Consider the following 19322-nt stretch of genomic DNA (forward strand, 5'->3'; position numbering starts at 1 on the left):
CCGTAGAATAAGGGCCGAACTTATGTGAAATAAAAGGAGCACCTATGGGGCAGTTGCAGGCTACATCAGTGGAAGTGAGCGGATTCGATCGGGTAGAGATTCTACCGTCGGTGGGCTCAACCAACGACTACGCCCGGCAGATTCTTGTGGGAGATACCCTCGTGCGCCGCAGCTATGGTGAGCTCTCCTTGGTATCAACAGCCGACCAGAACGCGGGAAAAGGACGCCTGGATAGGGTCTGGGTGGCCCCGGCCGGTACTGCTTTGGCCACCAGCTTTATTGTGCGCCCGCACGTGAACCCCATGAATAGGGTGGCCCCTGACCAGTACCACTGGTTCACTTCCCTGGCGGCGCTGGCTGCTTGTGATGTTTTTGAGCAGCTTGCGGGGCTGCGCCCCTCTATTAAATGGCCTAACGATGTGCTGCTGGGTAACCGTAAAGCCTGCGGTATTCTGGCCCAGCTCATCATTGAACCTGAAGGGCAGATTTCTGTTGTGGTGGGTATCGGGTTGAACCTGAATCTGACCCCAGATAATGTGCCTGTTCCTACCGCTACCAGTGCCCTCATGGAATCTGGTCAGCCGGTTGATCTCAACCAGGCTCTTACGGTCTTGGCTAACAATTTTGCCCGCTACTATCGGGACTTTGCGGCGTCCGGCTTTGAAGCGGATGCCCTGACCGGCGGAAATTCACTACTGACCCGTTTGCGTAACCGAATGAGTACCCTGGGTGCCACTTTGACCATTCACCTGCCTGGGGATGAGACTTTTAGGGGCACCGGTGTTGAGCTGACCGCAGAAGGGGAGCTGGTCGTCCGCGCCGAGACGGGTGAGGAGCGCAGCTTCACGGTGGGGGATGTGGTGCATGTGCGTCCCCAAGGCTACGGCCAGGCTTAGCTACCTCCTGGGCGTACCGGGTAATCTTCAGAAAGCACCGCTAGAATCACCGATGATGAAACTTCGAGGTCAGCTCTACCCAGCAGAACACACCCTTGCCGCTACCCGCGCCCATGGGGTGCTGCTGGTGCGCCCTTTGAGCTATTTTTTTGCTGCCATGACCGCCTGGAGCTTTGCCTCCGCCATAGGTACAGGGGCACCTGCCTGGTACTACCTGGGGCTGGGGTTGGCTGTGTGGCTGGTCTGGTTGGGTGCGCGGGGGCTTCTGCGCTGGGCTACTACCAGCTACCTGCTCACTAATCAGCGGCTAGTCATTAGGCGGGGCTTGTTATCTGGTAAGGACGTGAGCGTCCCGCTTCTTGAAATTGAAGGAGTGAGCGTGGGCAACCGGCATTTAATGGGCCTGACGGATGCGGCGGCCTTGACTGTTCATGCTCGCGGGGGCCTCTACGTCCTGCGGTCTGTGCCGTATGCTGACCGTTTTAGTCAAGAGATTCGTAGTGCTCAGCAGGCCCTCTTGAAGGGGTCTTCTCCCTCGGTGTGAAGCTTGTAATATGGGGCTGATATGTCGTGATGAGCTAGCTTGGTTCGATAAAAAGTGATGGAGGGCATAGAATAGGCGATGGCGCCCAGTAAGTGACGACATTTTGTAGCCTGTATCACACTATATGGGTATTCTGGAAGTAGTTAACTGCTTGCAGCCTCAGCCCTAGGGCTCACAGCCCCTAGAACAACATAGCACTCACCAAAAGAAGGAAGACTCCAGTGGAGAAGTCAGCACCCGGTAGCGGCACCGCCGAACAGGTCGGAACCGCACCCAACCGGAGCAGGCACCCCCATAAACATGTGCAAAGCCAGCTCTACCGTAGCAACGAAGCACGGCAAGGAGTTCAAGAACTCGAACGTGCTCTCTTGGGGGAAAACCGCAACATGAAGCGCGGCGAAGTTGCAGATCAGGCCGGGGTGCCACTACTAACAGCCCGCAAAATTTGGCGTTCCCTAGGCCTTCCCAACCTCACCGATGAAGACACCTACTTCACCCAGGCCGACAGCAAAGCCCTGACAGCAGTTACCTCCTTAAGCAAAGAAGGAAAACTCAGCGAAGAAGCAGCCCTCTCCCTGACCCGTTCTGTAGGGCAGATGATGGATCGCATGGTGGTCTGGCAGATTGAAGCTCTAGTCGAAGATATGGTTATTAACGGCGGGCTCACCGATACCGAAGCCCGCGGCGAACTTCTAAGCCTACTGCCTCGCCTCATCGAAGACCTAGAAGACATCACTGTCTACGGCTACCGCCGCATGCTCAACGCAGCAATCCTGCGCCTTGCCCTACGCGATGAAGAAGGCTGTAGTGACCTCTCCGAAAGTGACCTACCACTGGCCCGCGGAGTAGGCTTTGTCGACCTAGTCTCATACACCTCACTCTCACGCGAAATGAACGAGCGCACCCTAGCCCGCCTGGTCAAAAGCTTTGAGCAACGCTGCGCCGAAGTTATCGCAGTGGGCGGCGGGCGCATCATCAAAACGGTAGGCGATGAAGTCATGTACCTAGTCGAAACCCCTGAAGACGGTGCCCGTATCGCACTAGCCCTCTCAAAACTCATCAGTGAAGACCCCCAGCTACCCGAAGCCCGCGTATCTTTTGTCTGGGGCAGGGTGCTACCCCGCCTAGGGGATATCTACGGGCCGACCGTAAACCTAGCCTCCCGCCTAGTGGCACTCACTGAACCCGGAGTCGTCCTCACCGACGTGTTTACCGCTGAAACCCTCGAAGACGACAAACGATTTGTACTTATCCCCCAAGGCGTGCGCAACGTGCGTGGCTTTGGCAATGTTAAGCCCGTAGCTATCACACCGGGCATCGGTAACGAACTGGAGATCGATTTCGAATGACTCACGCCCCTCACCTCACCATCTACGCGGGCAAGTCAACCGACGTAGGCCAATACCGCGATAACAACGAAGACTCCATGATCGTTGCCGGCAACCTCTGCGTGGTCGCAGACGGCATGGGCGGGCACGAAAAAGGCGAAGTAGCCTCCCGCCTGTGCACCCGAACCTTAGCCTACGCCCAGATGTTTACGCTCCCCGGCGGTATGACGGAAGAAGAAGCCACCTTCCAGCAAGAACTTGCCAGCGAAACCCAGAGCGACGAAGGGCAGACCCGTCGCTTCCGCAAGCGCCGCAAGGAAACCTCGGCCCTTAACCGCCAGATTCTTAGAACTCTCGATAAAATCAAGAACATTATCGGTCAAGCCGATGAGACCATCAAAGCTGCCCTCGACCTGCGAGCAGGCACAACAGTTACAGGTGCCTGGCTCACCCACATCGGGAATCAACCCATGTGGTTTATCTTCAACGTAGGCGACTCACGCACCTACCGCCTTGCCCGGTCTGAAGAGATACACCCTGAAGAAGCTCTATCTGTTTCTAACGGACCAGTCGAGGGGTTAGAACTAGAGCAGATTACTGTAGACCACTCTGAGGTGCAGTACCTGGTAGACACCGGCCAAATCACCGCCCTAGAGGCCCTGACCCACCCGCGCCGCAACGTCATCACCCGAGCCCTGGGCACCGGTAATTACTGGGAGCCTGACTTCTGGGTCATTCCTGCCCGCGAAGGCGACCGCCTCATGATGTGCTCCGATGGTCTTTCTGGTGAACTCTCCCATAACTACATGGCACGAGTGCTGGCCACCGTTGAACACCCCCAGGACGCCGCCGACGTACTCCAGATGGCGGCCCTACGCGCCGGGGGGCGAGATAACATCACCGTCATTGTGGCAGATGCTATCACCGTAGAAGAATCCGAAGCCCGTGAGGCTGAGCTCAAAGCGCTGACCGAAACAGACGCCCACCAGATTGTGGCTCACATCGACGGCTACGACTACACCCACACCACCACCACGGAAGAAGAGCAGTTCCACTCTGAAAAAGAACTGCACCGGGGTATCAACGGCTAGGGTTGAGCAGGGATGTCATAGGGCAGAATAGATAGGGTGAGTGAAAACAAAGACCTTCCCGGTGTAGAAGAAGAAACCGTGCACGGCGTTGACCGTGACCTGGTCGAAGGCCAGGGCGTTGCCCCCGCTATTAAGGAGCGATACGCCCAGCTCATTGACCAGGTGCGAGTAGCCCGCCAAAGCTACTACGTTAACGACGCCCCCACCATCTCTGATGCTGACTACGATGCCCTCTACCGTGAGCTTGAAAAGCTCGAAGCCCAGCACCCCGAACTGGTAGCTAACGACTCACCCACCCAAGAAGTTGGCGGCGAAGCCTCAGCAGCTTTTGCTCCGGTGACCCACCTGGCCCGCATGTACTCCCTCGAGGACGTCTTCTCCCTCGAAGAACTCGGTACCTGGTTAGACCGCGCCGAAACCAACGCCCAAGAAATGACGGGCGCTCGCCCTGCCTGGCTGACTGAACTCAAGATTGACGGGCTGGCCGTCAACCTGCTTTACCGCAAGGGCAAACTGGTGCGTGCCGCCACCCGCGGCGACGGAACCACAGGGGAGGACGTAACCCACAACGTCCTGACTATCGGCACGATCCCCACCCAGCTTGCCGGGAAGAATCACCCTGAAGAAATTGAAATTCGGGGTGAAGTCTTCATCTCATCAGCCGATTTTAAGATTCTTAACGAGCAGATGGTGGAGCAGGGCAAGGCTCCTTTCGCCAACCCGCGTAATGCGGCGGCGGGTTCTTTGCGGCAGAAGGACGCCGCCCTGACTGCCGAGCGCCCCCTGAGCATGTTCGTGCACGGAATCGGCGCCCGCACCGGCTTAGATATCGCCACCCAGTTTGAAACCTACACCCAGCTGCAAGAATGGGGGCTACCCGTCAGCCCTTACTCCCAACTGCTGACCAGCCGCTCAGAGATCCTTGAGTTCATTGCAACTTACGGGGAGAAACGCCACTCCCTGGTGCATGAAATTGACGGCATTGTTATTAAGGTCAATGACTTTTCTACCCAAGAACGCCTGGGTTACACTTCTCGCGTGCCCCGCTGGGCTGTGGCCTATAAGTACCCGCCTGAAGAGGTTAATACTAAGCTGCTGGATATTCGGGTAGGGGTGGGGCGTACCGGTCGTGTGACCCCCTTTGGGGTGATGGAGCCTGTGAAGGTTGCTGGTTCAACGGTCGAGATGGCTACCTTGCATAATCAGGACGTCGTCAAAGCTAAGGGCGTTTTGATTGGCGATACCGTGGTTCTGCGCAAGGCGGGGGACGTTATCCCTGAAATTGTGGGGCCGGTAGTGGCTCTGCGTGATGGGAGTGAACGGGAGTTCGTCATGCCCACCGACTGCCCTTCTTGTGGGCAGCCTCTAGCTCCTGCTAAGGATGGGGATGTAGATATCCGTTGCCTCAATGCCCGCTCTTGCCCGGCCCAGCTCACAGAGCGCGTGAACCACTTGGCAGGCCGTGGGGCTTTTGATATTGAGGCTCTGGGGTATGAGGCTGCTAAGGCGCTGACAAACCCGGCAGCCCCCGAGCAGGCTCCTTTAGTGTCAGAGGCTTTTCTCTTTGACCTGACCGCCCAGGATCTTGCTGAGGTGCGGATCGAGCGGGAAAAGAAAGTCAAAGGTGAGCCTACTGGTAAGACGGAGTTGGTGCCTTACTTCTATACCCGGGGCACTGCTAAGAAGCCGAGTGCCCCTACCCGTAATACTGAAAAGCTTTTTGAGCAGTTGGAGAAAGCTAAGAGCCAGCCCCTGTGGCGGGTGGTGGTTGCCTTGTCTATCCGGCATGTGGGCCCTACCGCGGCACGGGCCTTGGCGGCCGAGTTTGGGTCTATGGAGGCGATTCGTTCAGCTAGTGAGGAACGGTTGGCAAATGTTGATGGTGTAGGTGCCATCATTGCTCGTTCCCTTAAAGAGTGGTTTGCCGAAGACTGGCACCGGGAAATTGTGGAACGCTGGGCTGCTGCGGGTGTGCGGATGGAAGATGAGCGCGATGCGTCGGTGGAGCGCACCCTTGAGGGGCTGACCATTGTGGTCACTGGAACCCTAGCCCGCTTTACTCGTGATAGTGCTAAAGAGTCCATTATTGTGCGTGGTGGGAAGGCTTCTGGGTCGGTTTCTAGGAAGACTAGTTTTGTGGTTGCCGGTGAGTCTGCTGGTTCTAAGCTAGATAAAGCTGAGCAGTTGGGGGTTCCGGTGCTAGATGAAGAGGGTTTTGAGCTGCTCTTGGCGCAGGGGCCGGACGCCTTTGTTTAGGTGCTAGGTCACAGGAAGGTCACGGGGACGTATAAACCTGTAACCTAAATGTGACCTAGGCCCCTGTTCGCCACGGGGGAAGTGGTGGGAAGTTTAAAAAAATTTTAAGGCTGCAGCAACCTACCTTAAAAACAGACAAGTTTCTCGTGATTAAAATTTTTTGTCCCCATTTAAACCCCAGAAATACACGCTTTGTGTCGGTGTTAAGGGTGATACAAGCCTGTCTTTAAAACATCTTCACCCAGAGGGTGGGGGAGGTGTCGGCAGGCACGGAGTGCGGTGATCTGTTTCAAACAGGGGTTGGCAAAGCTGAAATCGTTACGTTATCGTTATCAACGAATCAAAAACGACCGGCACGAACCACTTCGCAACGGTCAATAGCTCACAGTGGAAGCTGTGGGCGCATGCTGGGCTCTACCGCACACCTGATGCCGTCTACAGGGTAAAGCCTCAAGGAATCCAATCTACGATTACGGGTAGACGGCAACGCAAAGACGTCCAGGGATGGAAAGAGCGTAAGGTGGCCTAATGGAGCATTTCATGACTTCCAACATTCGTCGTTCAGCAGCAGTACTTGCAATCGGTGGCGCAGCAGCAGCAAGCCTGGCAGCTACCCCCGCAGCCAACGCCGCTCCCCTCGAAGCTTGGGAAGCCCTCGCACAGTGCGAGTCCGGTGGCAACTGGGCCATTAACACCGGTAACGGCTACTACGGTGGCGTCCAGTTCTCACAGACCTCTTGGAACGCAGCCGGTGGCACCGGTAGCCCCGCAGCTGCTTCAAAGGCAGAGCAGATTCGTGTTGCTGAAAACCTTCTTCAGATGCAGGGCTGGGGCGCCTGGCCTGCATGCGCTGCCAAGCTGAACCTTTACGCTTACGGCACCGCAGGCGCACCTGCTGCTCCTGCTGCAGCTGTAGCACCCCAGGCAACCGAGGTGACCGAAGTTGCCGTAGCTCCTGTTGTTGTAGAAGCTGCCCCTGTTGCTGTAGAAGCTCCTGCAGCCGAGGTTGCTGTTGCTGAGGCACCCGCCGCAGAAGCAGTTGCTGAAGCAGCACCTGCAGCTAACACCTACACCGTCAAGGCTGGCGACACCCTGTCAGAAATCGCTTACGCTCACGGCTTCAACGGCTGGGACGAAGTTCTGGCAGCTAACGCTGACCTGATTCAGAACGCTGACGTCATTGAAGTTGGCTGGGTTCTGACCATCCCCGCTAAGTAAGACCTTCCCGGTTCTTATCCTTTGAGCGGATTCTGATCTCACACTGTTGCCCCCTAGCCTGTGCAGGCTAGGGGGCAATTCTTTTTAAATCGTGTTATGACCGTCGGCGGGCTAAGATAGACAATGAAAACCTATGTCTAACTCGTGGAAGTGATTATGTCTGCTATTACGAGTGAGCAGGTGGCACACCTTGCCATGCTGGCTCATATCGAGATGACTGATGAAGAGCTAGCCGCTATGGCCGCTGAGCTCGACGTCATCGTAGAATCCGTTAAGTCAGTCTCAGACGCTGTCTCAGACGACATCCCGGCAACTAGCCACCCCATCCCGCTGAAGAACGTTTTCCGTGAGGACGTGGTGGGCGAAACCCTGAGTGCTGAGGAAGCGCTCTCAGGTGCCCCCGACGCTGAGGACGGTAAGTTCAAGGTTCCGGCAATTCTGGACGAAGACTAAGGAGCGGGCATGAAGGACATCATCAAACTTTCTGCAGCAGAACTTGCTGAGAAGCTGGCCGCTGGCGAACTGACCTCTGTTGAGGCGACCCAGGCCTACATTGACCACATCACCGCTACCGACGGTGAACCCCTAGATGCAGAAAACCGCGCAGCCGGTAAGAGCGGTCTCAACGCTTTCTTGCACCTGAACGCTGAAGAAGCCCTTGAGGTAGCCGCTAGCGTCGATGCAGATCGTGCAGCCGGTAAAGAACTCCCTGCCTTGGCAGGCGTCCCCATCGCTGTCAAGGATCTTATTGTCACCAAGGGCCAGCCCACCACTGCTGCCTCCCGCATGCTTGAAGGCTGGATGAGCCCCTATGACGGCACCGTCACCCAGAAGATTCGTGAGGCTCGCATGCCTATTCTGGGTAAGACTAACCTCGATGAGTTCGCTATGGGTTCTTCCACCGAGCACTCAGCCTTTGGCGTGACCCGCAACCCCTGGGCCCTGGACCGTATTCCCGGTGGCTCAGGCGGTGGCTCCGCGGTCGCTGTGGCAGCCTTCCAGGCTCCCTTGGCCTTGGGCACTGACACCGGCGGTTCTATCCGTCAGCCCGCAGCGGTTACCGGCTCGGTCGGCGTGAAGCCCACCTACGGCTCTGTCTCCCGCTACGGTGTGATTGCTATGGCATCTTCCCTGGACCAGGTAGGCCCCTGTGCCCGTACCGTCCTCGATACTGCCTTGCTGCACGAGGTTATCGGCGGCTACGACCCCAAGGACTCTACCTCCCTGAACGAGCCAGTGCCCGCCTATGCGGATGCTGCTCGCGCCGGTGCTGCTGAAGGTGGCCTCAAGGGCCTGCGCGTTGGCGTCATCAAGGAGCTCACCGGTGAGGGCTTCCAGGCTGGTGTGATGGCTCGTTTCAATGAGTCCCTGGAACTGCTCAAAGAAGCCGGTGCAGAAATCGTTGAGGTTTCTCTGCCTTCCGTTAAGGAAGCTATTGGGGCCTACTACTTGATTATGTCCTCTGAGGTTTCCTCAAACCTGGCTAAGTATGACGGTGTTCGTTTCGGTCTGCGTCAGCTACCTGAAGAGGGTAACGTCACGATTGAGCGCGTCATGGCTGCCTCTCGTGCAGCCGGTTTCGGTGCAGAAGCTAAGCGCCGTATTATTCTGGGTACCTACGCCCTGTCTGCTGGCTACTACGATGCCTACTACGGTTCTGCCCAGAAGGTGCGTACCCTGATTCAGCGCGATTACGCTCAGGCCTTTGAGGTCGCAGATGTGCTGATTAGCCCCACTGCTCCTACCACCGCCTACAAGCTGGGGGAGAAGACCAAGGGCGATCCCATGGCCATGTACAAGGGCGATATTGCCACTGTGCCCACTAACCTTGCCGGTGTGCCCTCACTTTCCTTGCCCGGTGGCCTGGCAGATGAGGACGGTCTGCCGATAGGCATCCAGTTCACCGCACCTGCCCATGAGGACGCCCGCCTCTACCGCGCCGGTGCTGGCCTGGAGGCCCTGCTGACCGCCAAGTGGGGTGGCTACCTGCACGAGCAGCTACCTGATACTGCCGCCCTGATTCGTGACTTTGACTTCGAGGGAGCTAAGTAAATGTCTGAGGAAATCCTGTCCTTTGAAGAAGCCATGGAGAAGTACGACCCCGTACTGGGCTTCGAGGTTCACGTTGAACTCAACACCAAGACCAAGATGTTCGATGCCGCTCCTAACGAGTTTGGTGATACCCCCAACACCAACGTCACCCCCGTCTCGCTGGGCCTGCCCGGTGTGCTGCCGGTGGCCAACGGTAAGGCTGTTGAGTCTGCTATCAAGCTGGGTCTGGCTCTGGGCTGCGAGATCGCACCTATCAGCCACTTTGCCCGTAAGAACTATTTCTACCCCGATACCCCCAAGAACTTCCAGACCTCCCAGTACGATGAGCCCATCGCCGCTAACGGGTCCTTGGATGTTGAGCTGGAGGACGGCACCGTCTTCACCATTGATATTGAGCGCGCCCACATGGAAGAGGACGCCGGTAAGCTGACCCACAAGGGTGGTACTGCTGGCCGTATCCAGGGTGCAGATTTCTCCCTGGTGGACTACAACCGTGCCGGTGTGCCCCTGATTGAAATTGTTACCCGCCCCATCGTGGGTGCAGGGGATAAGGCCCCTGAGCTGGCCCGCGCCTACGTGGCAGCTATCCGCGAAATCGTGAAGAACCTGGGTATTTCTGATGCCCGTATGGAACGCGGTAACGTGCGCTGCGATGCTAACGTCTCGCTCATGCCTAAGGGTAGCACCGAGTTCGGTACCCGCTCTGAGACCAAGAACGTGAACTCTCTGCGCTCGGTTGAGCGTGCGGTGCGCTATGAGATTCAGCGTCACGCAGCAGTTCTGGACGCTGGTCAAAAGGTTGTGCAGGAAACTCGCCACTGGCATGAGGACACCCGCGAGACCACCAGCGGCCGCCCCAAGTCTGACGCTGATGACTACCGTTACTTCCCTGAGCCTGATCTGGTTCCGGTGGTGACTGACGCTGAGTGGATTGAGCGTCTGCGCGCGGAGCTTCCTGAGCCTCCGGCTGAGCGTCGCCGCCGTCTCAAAGCTGACTGGGGCTTCTCCGATGAGGAGTTCCGCGATGTGGTCAACGCTGGTGCCATGGACGCCATTGAAGAGACCGTTGCCGCTGGTGCCCCTGCCGCTGTTGCTCGTAAGTGGTGGATGGGTGAGATTGCCCGTATCGCCAAGGAGCGTGAGGTTGAGCTGACTGAAACCGGTGCAACCGCCGCTACTATCGTTGAGCTCAACCAGCTCATTGAGGGCAAGAAGATTAACGATAAGATCGCCCGCCAGGTGCTGGGTTTCGTCATTGAAGGCGAAGGCACCCCCGCTGAGATCGTTGAGAAGCGCTCTTTGGCTGTGGTGTCTGATGATTCGGCCCTGACCGCTGCTATCGATGAGGCCCTGGCTGCTATGCCTGATGTTGCCGATAAGATTCGTGCCGGTAAGGTTCAGGCTGCTGGCGCTGTGGTTGGTCAGGTCATGAAGGCTACCCGTGGCCAGGCAGATGCCGGACGCGTGCGCGAGCTGATTCTTGAAAAGCTGGGTGTTGAGGGCTAAACATCCCACTAGCTAGCTAATGTGCTGACCGGGTGCTCTTCTTCAAAGGGAGGGCACCCGGTTTTTCTTTTCATGCGTGTGCTGGCACAACGGTCTTTGGGGTGTGCTGGCGCAACGGTCTTTGGGGTGTGCTGGCGCAACGGTCTTTGGGGTGTGCTGGCACAACGGTCTTTGGGGCGTGTGCGGGCTTGGTGTACATGGGTACAAAAAGGCGCCCGCTCTGGGAAGGAGGGGCGCCTTATTGATATGTACCGCGGGTAGGGCTCTGAGGTGAAGAGCTCTACGCGGCCAAGGGCCGGTGCACTAGGGAAGGTTGACCGGCCGCCAGGGTAGGTAGCAAAAAAATCGCACTGAAGCTACCTGGGTTCTCGATTTAACACGGTGAGAGGCTCTCACACTAGTACAAGGGGGGACAACTAGGAGCGAAAACATGCACCAGGGGCGTGCTGCCTTTCAGAAGCTCTGAGCCTCCTGCACCGGTTATAAAATCGAGTGCAAGGGAAGGTGGTTACCACATCCACCATGCCTTACACGTATTAGGTTATGTTCTGCTACGTCTCGCTTATATCGCAGTTCTAGGGCGAGCCTTAACACGGGGGCAGACGAAGCCGGCTGACAGCGGTGCTACCTAGGTGGTTGCTGGTGCCCAGCTGAGGGTGAGGGTGGTGTCCTTGAGGCTGGGGTAGAAGTGGGAGAGGTAGTCAGTGATGGTCTGAGCGCAGGTAGTGCGGGCAGGGGCTTTACTGCCGCTTGCCTGTTCGGTGAAGCTCACGGTCAAGGGGGTTCCGGTTGCGGTGAGTTTGATAGCTGCGGAGTAGCTGCGGTGGGTGAAAGGCAACAGTAGCTGGTAGCTGCCATCTGCTGGTGGGTGGACTCTACCGCGGACGCTAAAGCGTAGCATGAAGGTTTGCAAGGGTGGGATGAAACTGGTGGGGGTGAAGACCCATTCTTGGTCTTTACTCACACGCGAGACGGTGAAGTGCTGGTTAGTGCAGGTGAGTTCTTGGCCCTGGGGGAGGGCAAAGACGAAGGCGGAGCACCCTGATTCTAGGCTCAGTAGGGTGTAGGTGGCGTTGAGGGTGAAAGCTTCTAGGTCTGCTGGGTCAAGGAGGATATCGAGGTAGCAGCTTGAGGTGAGCACCTGGGGGTTATTGCGGAGAAACTGTAGGGTTTCGGAGTCGTCGAAGCCCTGGGTTGCGGCCTTGTGCAGGGCTTTTTGGGTGCGTTCGTCGAAGCTGAAAGTTTCGCTGAACAGGTCGATGGTTTCGCTGCTTATATGTTCGCCGGTGATGGCCCGCCGTACCCGGTCTTTGTACTTATAAGGTGGGATTTCTAGGCCGTAGACCGTGTGCTGGTGGGCGCTGATGGCCCGGGCGATTGCCCTGATAGAAAAGGGGTTGGATTCGCCGAGTTTTTCGTGGTGAACGTAGCGTTCCCAGGTTTCGCGGACGTAGGGCTCAAGGAGTTCTGAGCGCAGGAGGGAGCTGACCAGGTGGGTAGTTGAATCTGATGTGGGTGTGCTGCTCATGGTAGGGGTGTGGTGGTGTTGGTGGTGAGACGGGAGAGCCAGGAGGGGGCATTTCCGTGGTAGTGGCGGATAGCTCCTTCATAGTTGCATTCCCAGAAGTAGGCGAAGATGGTGTCTTCGGTGATGGGGAAGCTCATGGAATAGCGTAGCTGGGCTGGTAGTTCTATAACTTCCATGAGGTTTTGATCGCTCATGGTGTGGGACCAGATTTTCTGGTGCATGTTGGTGGGTGGGGCATCGAAGGTTAGGGCCAGGCTGGTGTTGAATCTGGCTGGGGTGAAGGGGCCTAGGGATGCGTAGTTGAATTTTTCTTGCTCAACGAGCATGGGGTCGATGTCCATGTCGATGCGGTAGCGAATCTGATGCACCTGGCCGTAGCGGATAGGTGCTGGTGGCTGGATGGCGAGCTGCCACATGGTGTTTTCCTGGTGGTGGATGTGAGCGCCTGTCTGCTCGTTACGGGAGATGAGCTGGCCGCCCTCAATCAGGGTGATGGTTGAGTCGGTGCACTCAAAACGGGGGCAGATGAGGGTGAGCTCATCAATCTCGGAGCGGATGATCTCGGTGACAATGAAGTAGCGCATGAACCCGAACGCATCGACGTGCCCGTCCATGAGAGTGGAGAGGGAGGTGTAATTGCGGGTACCAATGGTGCGTTCGGCTCTGGTGAGGGTTTCTGCTCGCTGGGCTAGCTTACGGCTAAGGCTGTGGGTAGAGAGGGCCCGCTGTAGTTCTCTAGCTTCGGCTGCGGTGAACTCGAAGGCTGTGATGAACATGTGGGCGGTGGCATCCGAAATTGCTTCGCCGTTGAGGGCCCGTGAAACCCTGTCTTTGATGGTGGCTGGGTCAATGTCGTGCTCGAGGTAGTCTGAGAGCTCGTAGGCGATGAAGGTGGCTACGGCTCGCTGGTTGATGGAGTTACCCCGCCGTCTTTGTACGTGCCGCATCCATTTTTCCCGATAGGGCGGCTTGTTGAGCAGGGAGAGCAGGATTTGGTGGGGGACGCGCGGGGTCAGATCTACCAGATCAGCGGACGGTGACATGGGCGGGGTTACTCAGAGAGGGTGCTGGCACCCAGGTGGGTGAGGAGAAAGGCGTAGTCCCAGGCGATTTCGCGCCAGGCGGTGTAGCGTCCTGACCCGCCGCCGTGCCCGCCGTCCAGCTCAATTTTGAGCAGGGGAGTGGGGGAGGCCGGGTCAATGGTTTCGCGTAAGGCCGCTACCCATTTGGCCGGTTCGACGTAGAAGACGCGGGTGTCATTCAAGGAGGTGACAGTAGCAATGGCCGGGTATGTGACGGGACGGATGTTCTCGTAGGGGGTATAAGACTTCATATAGTCGTAGACCTCCCGGTCAGTAATGGGGTTGCCCCATTCTTCCCATTCCAGGGCCGAGAGCGGCAGGTCGGGGTCAAGAATGGTGGTGAGAGCATCAACGAAAGGCACCTGGGCCAGGCAGACTGCATACTTTTCAGGGGCCATATTCACAACAGCGCCCATGAGCAGGCCACCAGCTGACCCGCCCATGATGCCGATACGGTTGGCATCCACCCAGTCTTGGGAGGCTAGGAAGTCGGTGGCGTCGATGAAGTCGGTGAAGGTGTTTTTCTTGGCCAGTTTCTTCCCCTCGGTGTACCAGGCACGACCCATCTCACCGCCGCCGCGCACATGGGCTACAACGAAGATGACGCCGCGGTCTAGCACGCTCAGGCGGGCGGTGGAGAAATAAGGGTCCATGGAGGACTCATAGGACCCGTAGCCGTACTGAATCACGGGGTTTTCACGTGTTTTATCGAGGTCGGCGCGGTGCATGATAGACAGGGGAATCATGGCCCCATCTGCTGCCGGTGCCCACATGCGGTAAGAGATGTACTTTTCTGGCTGGTAGCCAATGACGGGGGTGCGCCGGCGCAGCACCAGCTCGTCGGTGTCTGGGAAATAGTCGTAGACACTGTTGGGGGTCAGGTAAGAGGTGTAGTTCAGCCGGATGACCGGTGACATGATATTCACACCAGAGAAAGCTGAGGTGTAAAGCTCTTCGGTAAAGCCTCCCGGCTCATAGAGCTCAATACCCTGGGGGTGGCCGCTGGCCACCTGCTCAGCCAGGGCGCTACGCGGGGCCACAAAGACCTTGACGGTGGTGTTCTCACGGGCCATGAGCACCAGGTGGTTGCGGGAGAACTTGAAGCCTTCCAGGCGGACGTCCGCCCGGTGGGGAACCAAGGGCACCCAGCTGGCCTTGAAGTCGTCAAAGGGGACGTAGCGTTCGCGCAGGGGTGCCAGCACTACCTCACCGTTGGGGGCCTGATAGTTATGGCCGATGACCAGGTAGCCGGTGCCCCCAATATCGATAACATCGGTGGAGTACTCAATACCGGCGTCCCGTGTGATGATGAGTGTGGGCTCTACCTGCCCCAACTCATGAATGTTAATAATGCGGGTCTCTGAATACTCCGAATTAGCAGAAGTAATCACCACATGGGTGCGGGAGGAGGACATACCAGCACCCAACCAGAGCCCAGGATCATCCTCACGGTAGAGGGCAAAATCTTCAGAGGCATTAGTGCCAATGGCATGGGCGCGCACCTCATAGGGGCGCCAGGCCTCATCAACCACCGAATAAATCAGGTGCTTAGCGCCAGAAGCAAAGAAAGCCCCCGCGAAGACGTCCTCTACCTTCTCATCAAGAATTTCACCCGTATCAAGGTTCTTAAAGTATTGGGTGTAGCGCTCATCGCCTGAATCGTCCACACCGAAGGTCAGTAGAGAACCATCACGGGTGACCTGGAAAGAACCCAGCGAGAAGAAGGCCATGCCGCGGGCAAACTCGTTGCAGTCCAGTACCACCTGCTCACCCTCAAGAGGCTCACCAGGGCGGATAACCGGCGGCCGGTAGCGCTCTTCCACACTGCCCTCGGTCAGGGCAGGGACACGGCACATAACCGGGTACTGTTCACCGGCAACCGTGCGGTTAAAGTACCACCAGGCCCCGCGGCGGGAAGGAACCGACATATCAGTTAGTTGGGTGCGGCCCTTAATCTCTTCAAAAATAGCCTCACGCAAGGGCTGCTGGTCTTCTGTCACAGCCTCGGTGTAAGCATTCTCAGCGCGCAGGTGCTCAAGAACCTCTTCATTGCCCTTATCCCGCAGCCACTCATAGTAGTCCACAAAAGTATCGCCGTGATGGGTACGTTCAACCGGTACACGCTTGGCAAGAGGAGGAGTTAAAGACATCATGAGCCCTTTCGTAAAAACTCGCTTTCCCCTCATTCTAAAGGACGTTCACACAGCCTAACTTATGCAATACAAAGATACATGCAGAAACTTTTGACCCCTTTTAGAACGCCCCCAGGCCCTTAGACCAGACTGGAGGCAAGCCAAGAGAACCAGCCCTAAGCCCCAGCTAGTTGGTCGGCAATCTACCCTTAGGGCTCAAACATTTGCTTGCTGGCGCTCGTAAAACTTACCTGCGGAAGATAGACTGCCTACGCTTGCCCTTCATACCGAGACATACTTAGGAGAGTTTCATGAGCCAGTACACGGTTGAATATTCAAAGGCCGAACCCTACCGCCGGGGCACCCACCTGGTGGTGCTCCTACACGGCTACGGCTCCCACGAGCGCGACCTACTCGGGCTCACTTCTTACCTGCCACATGACGCAGTGACCTACGCGTCCGTCCGCGCGCCCCAGCCCGTCGGCTACCCGCTACCGGCGGACGCCAGCACCGCCTACGTCCCGGCACCCGCCACCGGCTACCAGTGGTGGCGGTGGCCCCTCAACCAGCAGCTAGAAACCGTCGGCTTCACCGCCATCAAACTAGCCGTAGACTACCTCCTTGGCTGGCTTGAACCTATCGCCGCCGACTACGAAAGCGTGACCCTGCTAGGCTTCTCCCAGGGTATGGCACTTGCCACCTCGGTAGCCCGCACCCGCCCCGATATGGTCAAAGCCGTCGTGGGGCTCTCCGGCTACGCCGTAACCGGAGGAGAGGGCTACTTCAAGGACGAACAACTAGCAGCTAACCCCCTGCCCCTCTTCTGGGGTCGCGACGAAGCTGACCCCATCATCCCCGCCGCAAATATTGCCGAAACCCAAGAATGGGCCGCCCAGCACGCTACAGTCACCGCCCAAACCTACACCGGTATCGGGCACAGTGTCGCAGCAGCAGAACTGGCCCACATCTCAGCCTTCTTGAAAGAAAAAGTGCTCCCCTAGGAGAACCACACCGAAGAAGAGGAGAGGGGGCTAGTCAGTTTCGACCTGCACCGTCATGCCGTTAAGCTCAACGGTATCCCCAGCATGCAACTGACGCCCCCGCTGCTCACAAATCTCCCCATTCACCTTCACCAGGCCCTCCTGAATGACCTCACGGGCATGCACCCCGTTCTCCACCAGATTCGCCAGCTTCAAAAACTGGCCCAGACGAATCATCTCATCACGAATAAAAACAGACTCAATACTCATACCCACCACTCTACCTGCGCCAGCACCCACGCCCCTAGGTGCGGTAGGCTTAAGAGCGAGTGCGCCACCCCGGCCCACGTCCTTTCACATCCAAGCACGCCACAACCGGTGGCGCAGGCTCACAGGAGAAAAAACACCTATGGCACCGAAGTCCAAACTCGATAACGTTATTTCACTGGCAAAACGCCGCGGATTCGTCTTCCAGGCAGGTGAAATCTACGGTGGATCCCGCTCAGCATGGGACTACGGCCCGCTCGGTGCCGAACTCAAAGAAAACATCCGTCAGCAGTGGTGGCAGACCTTCGTCCGCGCCCGCGAAGACATGGTCGGGCTGGACTCCTCCATCATCCTGCCCAAGGCAGTCTGGGAAGCCTCAGGCCACGTAGCAACCTTCACCGACCCCCTCGTTGAATCCCTCCACACCCACAAGCGCTACCGCGCCGACCACCTCATCGAAGCCTACGTCGCCAAGCACGGCCACGAACCAGCCAACGGCCTAGCAGATATCCGCGACCCCGAAACCGGCCAGGAAGGCGCCTGGACCGAACCCCAAGCCTTCTCCGGCCTCATGAAAACCTTCCTAGGCCCCGTCGATAACGAAGAGGGCCTGCACTACATGCGCCCCGAAACCGCCCAGGGCATCTTCGTCAACTTCAACAACGTCGTCACCGCCGCCCGCAAGCGTCCGCCCTTCGGCATCGGCCAAATCGGTAAAGCCTTCCGCAACGAAATCACCCCCGGTAACTTCATCTTCCGCACCCGCGAATTCGAACAGATGGAAATCGAATACTTCGTGCACCCCAACGACGCACAAAAGTACTTCGACCAGTGGGTAGAAGACTGCTGGAACTGGTTCATCGACCTGGGCATCAACCCCGACAACATGCGCAAATTCGATGTCCCGGCAGAAGACCGCGCCCACTACTCAGACGGCACCATCGACCTCGAATACCGCTTCGGCTTCCAGGGCTCCGAATGGGGCGAACTCATGGGCGTTGCCAACCGCACCGACTACGACCTGGGCGTCCACAACGAACACTCCAACGCCAAGCTCGAATACTTCGACCAGGGCAGCGGCGAACGCTACGTCCCCTACGTCATCGAGCCCTCCTTCGGTCTGACCCGCTCCATGATGGCCTTCCTGGTGGACTCCTACGTTGAAGACGAAGCCCCCAACACCAAGGGCGGGGTAGATAAGCGCACCGTACTCAAACTCGACCCGCGCCTCTCCCCGGTCAAGGCCGCCGTCCTTCCCCTGTCCAAGAAGGAAGACCTGGTGCCCACCGCCAAGAAACTCGCTAACGAGCTGCGCCGCAACTGGAACATCGACTACGACGACTCCGGCGCCATCGGCCGCCGCTACCGCCGCCAGGACGAAATCGGTACCCCCTTCTGCATCACCGTAGACTTCGACACCCTCGAAGACCAGGCAGTTACCATCCGCGAACGCGACACCATGACCCAAGAACGCGTCTCCCTGGACAAGGTCACCGCCTACCTAGCAGACAAGCTGACCAAGTAGGTAGCGTAGTTTAGATACACAAAAGGACGGACGTGCGTTCGCCTGCTGACCCTCTTGGGGCTCGCGCTGGGGCGCTCGCCCCAATTCACGCCAGCCCCGAGCCAGCAGGCTCTCCGCACGTCCGTCCTTTTGCTGTTGCCTTAGATTTCGACGTGCTCCAAGTCCACTGCCAGGTGGCCTGAGACCGAACGGGAAGCCTCCCAGTCGCTGCGCAGTACAGACTTAATAACAGCATCATGGTACTGCCCATCGACCAGGTAAGCCTCACGGCGGCGCCCCTCAGGCACAAACCCGCAGGAGGTATAGACGTGCTTGGCGCGCTCATTAAAATTCAGCACCTCAAGCCCAATACGGTGCAACCCCAGCTTCTCAAAGGCGTAATCGACCATGAGCTTAGTAGCTTCTGTGCCGTACCCCTTATTCTGGCCAGCTTCACCGATAGCAATACGGTAATTAACTGACCCGTTGTCGGGGTCGAACTCATTAAACGCCACTTCGCCCACATACTTTTTCTGATCTAAAGCGTAGATAGCAAGGTCAAGCCGCTTCTTTTTCTCATTGCGGCGCGAATACCATTGGCGGGTTTTCGTCTCATTGAAAGGGCGGCCCTGGGTCACTCGCGAGTGTGCGGTACCGGTTTTCAGGAGCATCTCGGGCTCTTGCAGAATACTGATCATGGCATCGATTGCTTCATCGGTGAAAGGGCGAAGCTCTACCAGTGAATCTGAGAGGGTGGGTTTGTGGGCAAGGGGAGAAGTCATAACACCACGCTAAATAATAGACTCAAATAAACTTCAAGCCCTTCGAGTCTATCCGGTGACAGTCCGGTGAAATCAAGGTGTTTGCTGGCCGTTTCACGCTCAGCGTGCACTATGCCCCTACAGTAGGTGCCCGCGCGCAGGGCAGGGGCGCTAAAG

The 19322-nt window shown here is 57.5% G+C and carries 16 protein-coding genes; 11 read left to right on the forward strand and 5 right to left on the reverse strand.

The window, feature by feature from the left end:
* The first annotated feature begins 44 nt into the window (after positions 1–44).
* The 9 genes from ACED87_RS00925 (at position 45) to gatB (ending at position 10891) form a co-directional block, all read left to right on the forward strand.
* Entirely contained in the window at positions 45–896 is an 852-nt protein-coding gene (locus ACED87_RS00925; protein WP_449081713.1) for a biotin--[acetyl-CoA-carboxylase] ligase, read from the forward strand.
* A 52-nt stretch (positions 897–948) separates the two neighbouring features.
* Positions 949–1440, forward strand: a complete 492-nt coding sequence (locus ACED87_RS00930) for a PH domain-containing protein (RefSeq protein WP_449081714.1) — start codon at positions 949–951, stop codon at positions 1438–1440.
* Between the two features lie 221 nt (positions 1441–1661).
* Entirely contained in the window at positions 1662–2789 is a 1128-nt protein-coding gene (locus ACED87_RS00935; protein WP_449081716.1) for an adenylate/guanylate cyclase domain-containing protein, read from the forward strand.
* Positions 2786–3859 (forward strand): PP2C family protein-serine/threonine phosphatase, encoded by a 1074-nt coding sequence (locus ACED87_RS00940; protein WP_449081718.1) that lies wholly within the window; start codon positions 2786–2788, stop codon positions 3857–3859. Before ACED87_RS00935 ends, ACED87_RS00940 begins: the two co-directional genes overlap by 4 nt.
* Positions 3860–3958: 99 nt before the next feature.
* A complete protein-coding gene (gene ligA / locus ACED87_RS00945) occupies positions 3959–6115 on the forward strand; it encodes an NAD-dependent DNA ligase LigA (protein WP_449081907.1) in 2157 nt (718 codons plus the stop codon).
* 540 nt (positions 6116–6655) lie between these two features.
* On the forward strand, positions 6656–7333 hold the full coding sequence (locus ACED87_RS00950; protein ID WP_449081720.1) for a transglycosylase family protein: 678 nt from the start codon (positions 6656–6658) through the stop codon (positions 7331–7333).
* A gap of 156 nt (positions 7334–7489) precedes the next feature.
* On the forward strand, positions 7490–7786 hold the full coding sequence (gatC, locus tag ACED87_RS00955; protein WP_449081722.1) for an Asp-tRNA(Asn)/Glu-tRNA(Gln) amidotransferase subunit GatC: 297 nt from the start codon (positions 7490–7492) through the stop codon (positions 7784–7786).
* A 9-nt stretch (positions 7787–7795) separates the two neighbouring features.
* A complete protein-coding gene (gene gatA / locus ACED87_RS00960) occupies positions 7796–9385 on the forward strand; it encodes an Asp-tRNA(Asn)/Glu-tRNA(Gln) amidotransferase subunit GatA (RefSeq protein WP_449081724.1) in 1590 nt (529 codons plus the stop codon).
* Positions 9386–10891, forward strand: coding sequence for an Asp-tRNA(Asn)/Glu-tRNA(Gln) amidotransferase subunit GatB (gatB, locus tag ACED87_RS00965; protein ID WP_449081726.1), 1506 nt, complete (start codon positions 9386–9388; stop codon positions 10889–10891).
* A 628-nt stretch (positions 10892–11519) separates the two neighbouring features.
* Here the strand turns inward: gatB and ACED87_RS00970 are convergent.
* From ACED87_RS00970 to ACED87_RS00980, 3 genes are read right to left on the reverse strand one after another with little or no spacing between them, the layout of a single operon-like run.
* A complete protein-coding gene (locus tag ACED87_RS00970; RefSeq protein WP_449081727.1) occupies positions 11520–12419 on the reverse strand; it encodes a hypothetical protein in 900 nt (299 codons plus the stop codon).
* Positions 12416–13462: a hypothetical protein gene (locus ACED87_RS00975; RefSeq protein WP_449089460.1), complete on the reverse strand. Its 1047-nt coding sequence runs from the start codon at positions 13460–13462 to the stop codon at positions 12416–12418. Before ACED87_RS00975 ends, ACED87_RS00970 begins: the two co-directional genes overlap by 4 nt.
* An 8-nt stretch (positions 13463–13470) precedes the next feature.
* Positions 13471–15654, reverse strand: a complete 2184-nt coding sequence (locus tag ACED87_RS00980) for a S9 family peptidase (RefSeq protein WP_449089461.1) — start codon at positions 15652–15654, stop codon at positions 13471–13473.
* A 290-nt stretch (positions 15655–15944) separates the two neighbouring features.
* Between ACED87_RS00980 and ACED87_RS00985 the strand changes: the two genes are divergently transcribed.
* Positions 15945–16634 carry an alpha/beta hydrolase gene (locus ACED87_RS00985; RefSeq protein WP_449089462.1) on the forward strand — a complete coding sequence of 230 codons (690 nt, stop codon included), beginning with the start codon at positions 15945–15947 and terminating at the stop codon, positions 16632–16634.
* Positions 16635–16664: 30 nt separating this feature from the next.
* Here ACED87_RS00985 and ACED87_RS00990 read toward each other — a convergent pair whose 3' ends face one another.
* Positions 16665–16883 (reverse strand): RNA-binding S4 domain-containing protein, encoded by a 219-nt coding sequence (locus tag ACED87_RS00990; RefSeq protein WP_449081734.1) that lies wholly within the window; start codon positions 16881–16883, stop codon positions 16665–16667.
* 139 nt (positions 16884–17022) lie between these two features.
* On the opposite strand from ACED87_RS00990, the gene ACED87_RS00995 reads away from it, so the two are divergent.
* Positions 17023–18405: a glycine--tRNA ligase gene (locus ACED87_RS00995; RefSeq protein WP_449081736.1), complete on the forward strand. Its 1383-nt coding sequence runs from the start codon at positions 17023–17025 to the stop codon at positions 18403–18405.
* Between the two features lie 140 nt (positions 18406–18545).
* Here ACED87_RS00995 and ACED87_RS01000 read toward each other — a convergent pair whose 3' ends face one another.
* A complete protein-coding gene (locus ACED87_RS01000; protein WP_449089463.1) occupies positions 18546–19166 on the reverse strand; it encodes a GNAT family N-acetyltransferase in 621 nt (206 codons plus the stop codon).
* Positions 19167–19322 lie beyond the last annotated feature (156 nt).

This window comes from Rothia sp. 32237D007AR (assembly GCF_053544675.1).

Excerpts from the sequence above, each read along its gene's own strand:
- ACED87_RS00950 (WP_449081720.1), top strand. The coding sequence starts at position 6,656 with ATGACTTCCAACATTCGTCGTTCAGCAGCAGTACTTGCAATCGGTGGC.
- gatC (WP_449081722.1), top strand. The coding sequence starts at position 7,490 with ATGTCTGCTATTACGAGTGAGCAGGTGGCACACCTTGCCATGCTGGCT.
- gatA (WP_449081724.1), top strand. The coding sequence starts at position 7,796 with ATGAAGGACATCATCAAACTTTCTGCAGCAGAACTTGCTGAGAAGCTG.
- ACED87_RS00930 (WP_449081714.1), top strand. The coding sequence starts at position 949 with ATGATGAAACTTCGAGGTCAGCTCTACCCAGCAGAACACACCCTTGCC.
- ACED87_RS00995 (WP_449081736.1), top strand. The coding sequence starts at position 17,023 with ATGGCACCGAAGTCCAAACTCGATAACGTTATTTCACTGGCAAAACGC.
- ACED87_RS00980 (WP_449089461.1), bottom strand. The coding sequence starts at position 15,654 with ATGATGTCTTTAACTCCTCCTCTTGCCAAGCGTGTACCGGTTGAACGT.
- gatB (WP_449081726.1), top strand. The coding sequence starts at position 9,386 with ATGTCTGAGGAAATCCTGTCCTTTGAAGAAGCCATGGAGAAGTACGAC.
- ACED87_RS01000 (WP_449089463.1), bottom strand. The coding sequence starts at position 19,166 with ATGACTTCTCCCCTTGCCCACAAACCCACCCTCTCAGATTCACTGGTA.
- ACED87_RS00975 (WP_449089460.1), bottom strand. The coding sequence starts at position 13,462 with ATGTCACCGTCCGCTGATCTGGTAGATCTGACCCCGCGCGTCCCCCAC.
- ACED87_RS00990 (WP_449081734.1), bottom strand. The coding sequence starts at position 16,883 with ATGAGTATTGAGTCTGTTTTTATTCGTGATGAGATGATTCGTCTGGGC.
- ACED87_RS00925 (WP_449081713.1), top strand. The coding sequence starts at position 45 with ATGGGGCAGTTGCAGGCTACATCAGTGGAAGTGAGCGGATTCGATCGG.
- ACED87_RS00940 (WP_449081718.1), top strand. The coding sequence starts at position 2,786 with ATGACTCACGCCCCTCACCTCACCATCTACGCGGGCAAGTCAACCGAC.
- ACED87_RS00985 (WP_449089462.1), top strand. The coding sequence starts at position 15,945 with ATGAGCCAGTACACGGTTGAATATTCAAAGGCCGAACCCTACCGCCGG.
- ACED87_RS00970 (WP_449081727.1), bottom strand. The coding sequence starts at position 12,419 with ATGAGCAGCACACCCACATCAGATTCAACTACCCACCTGGTCAGCTCC.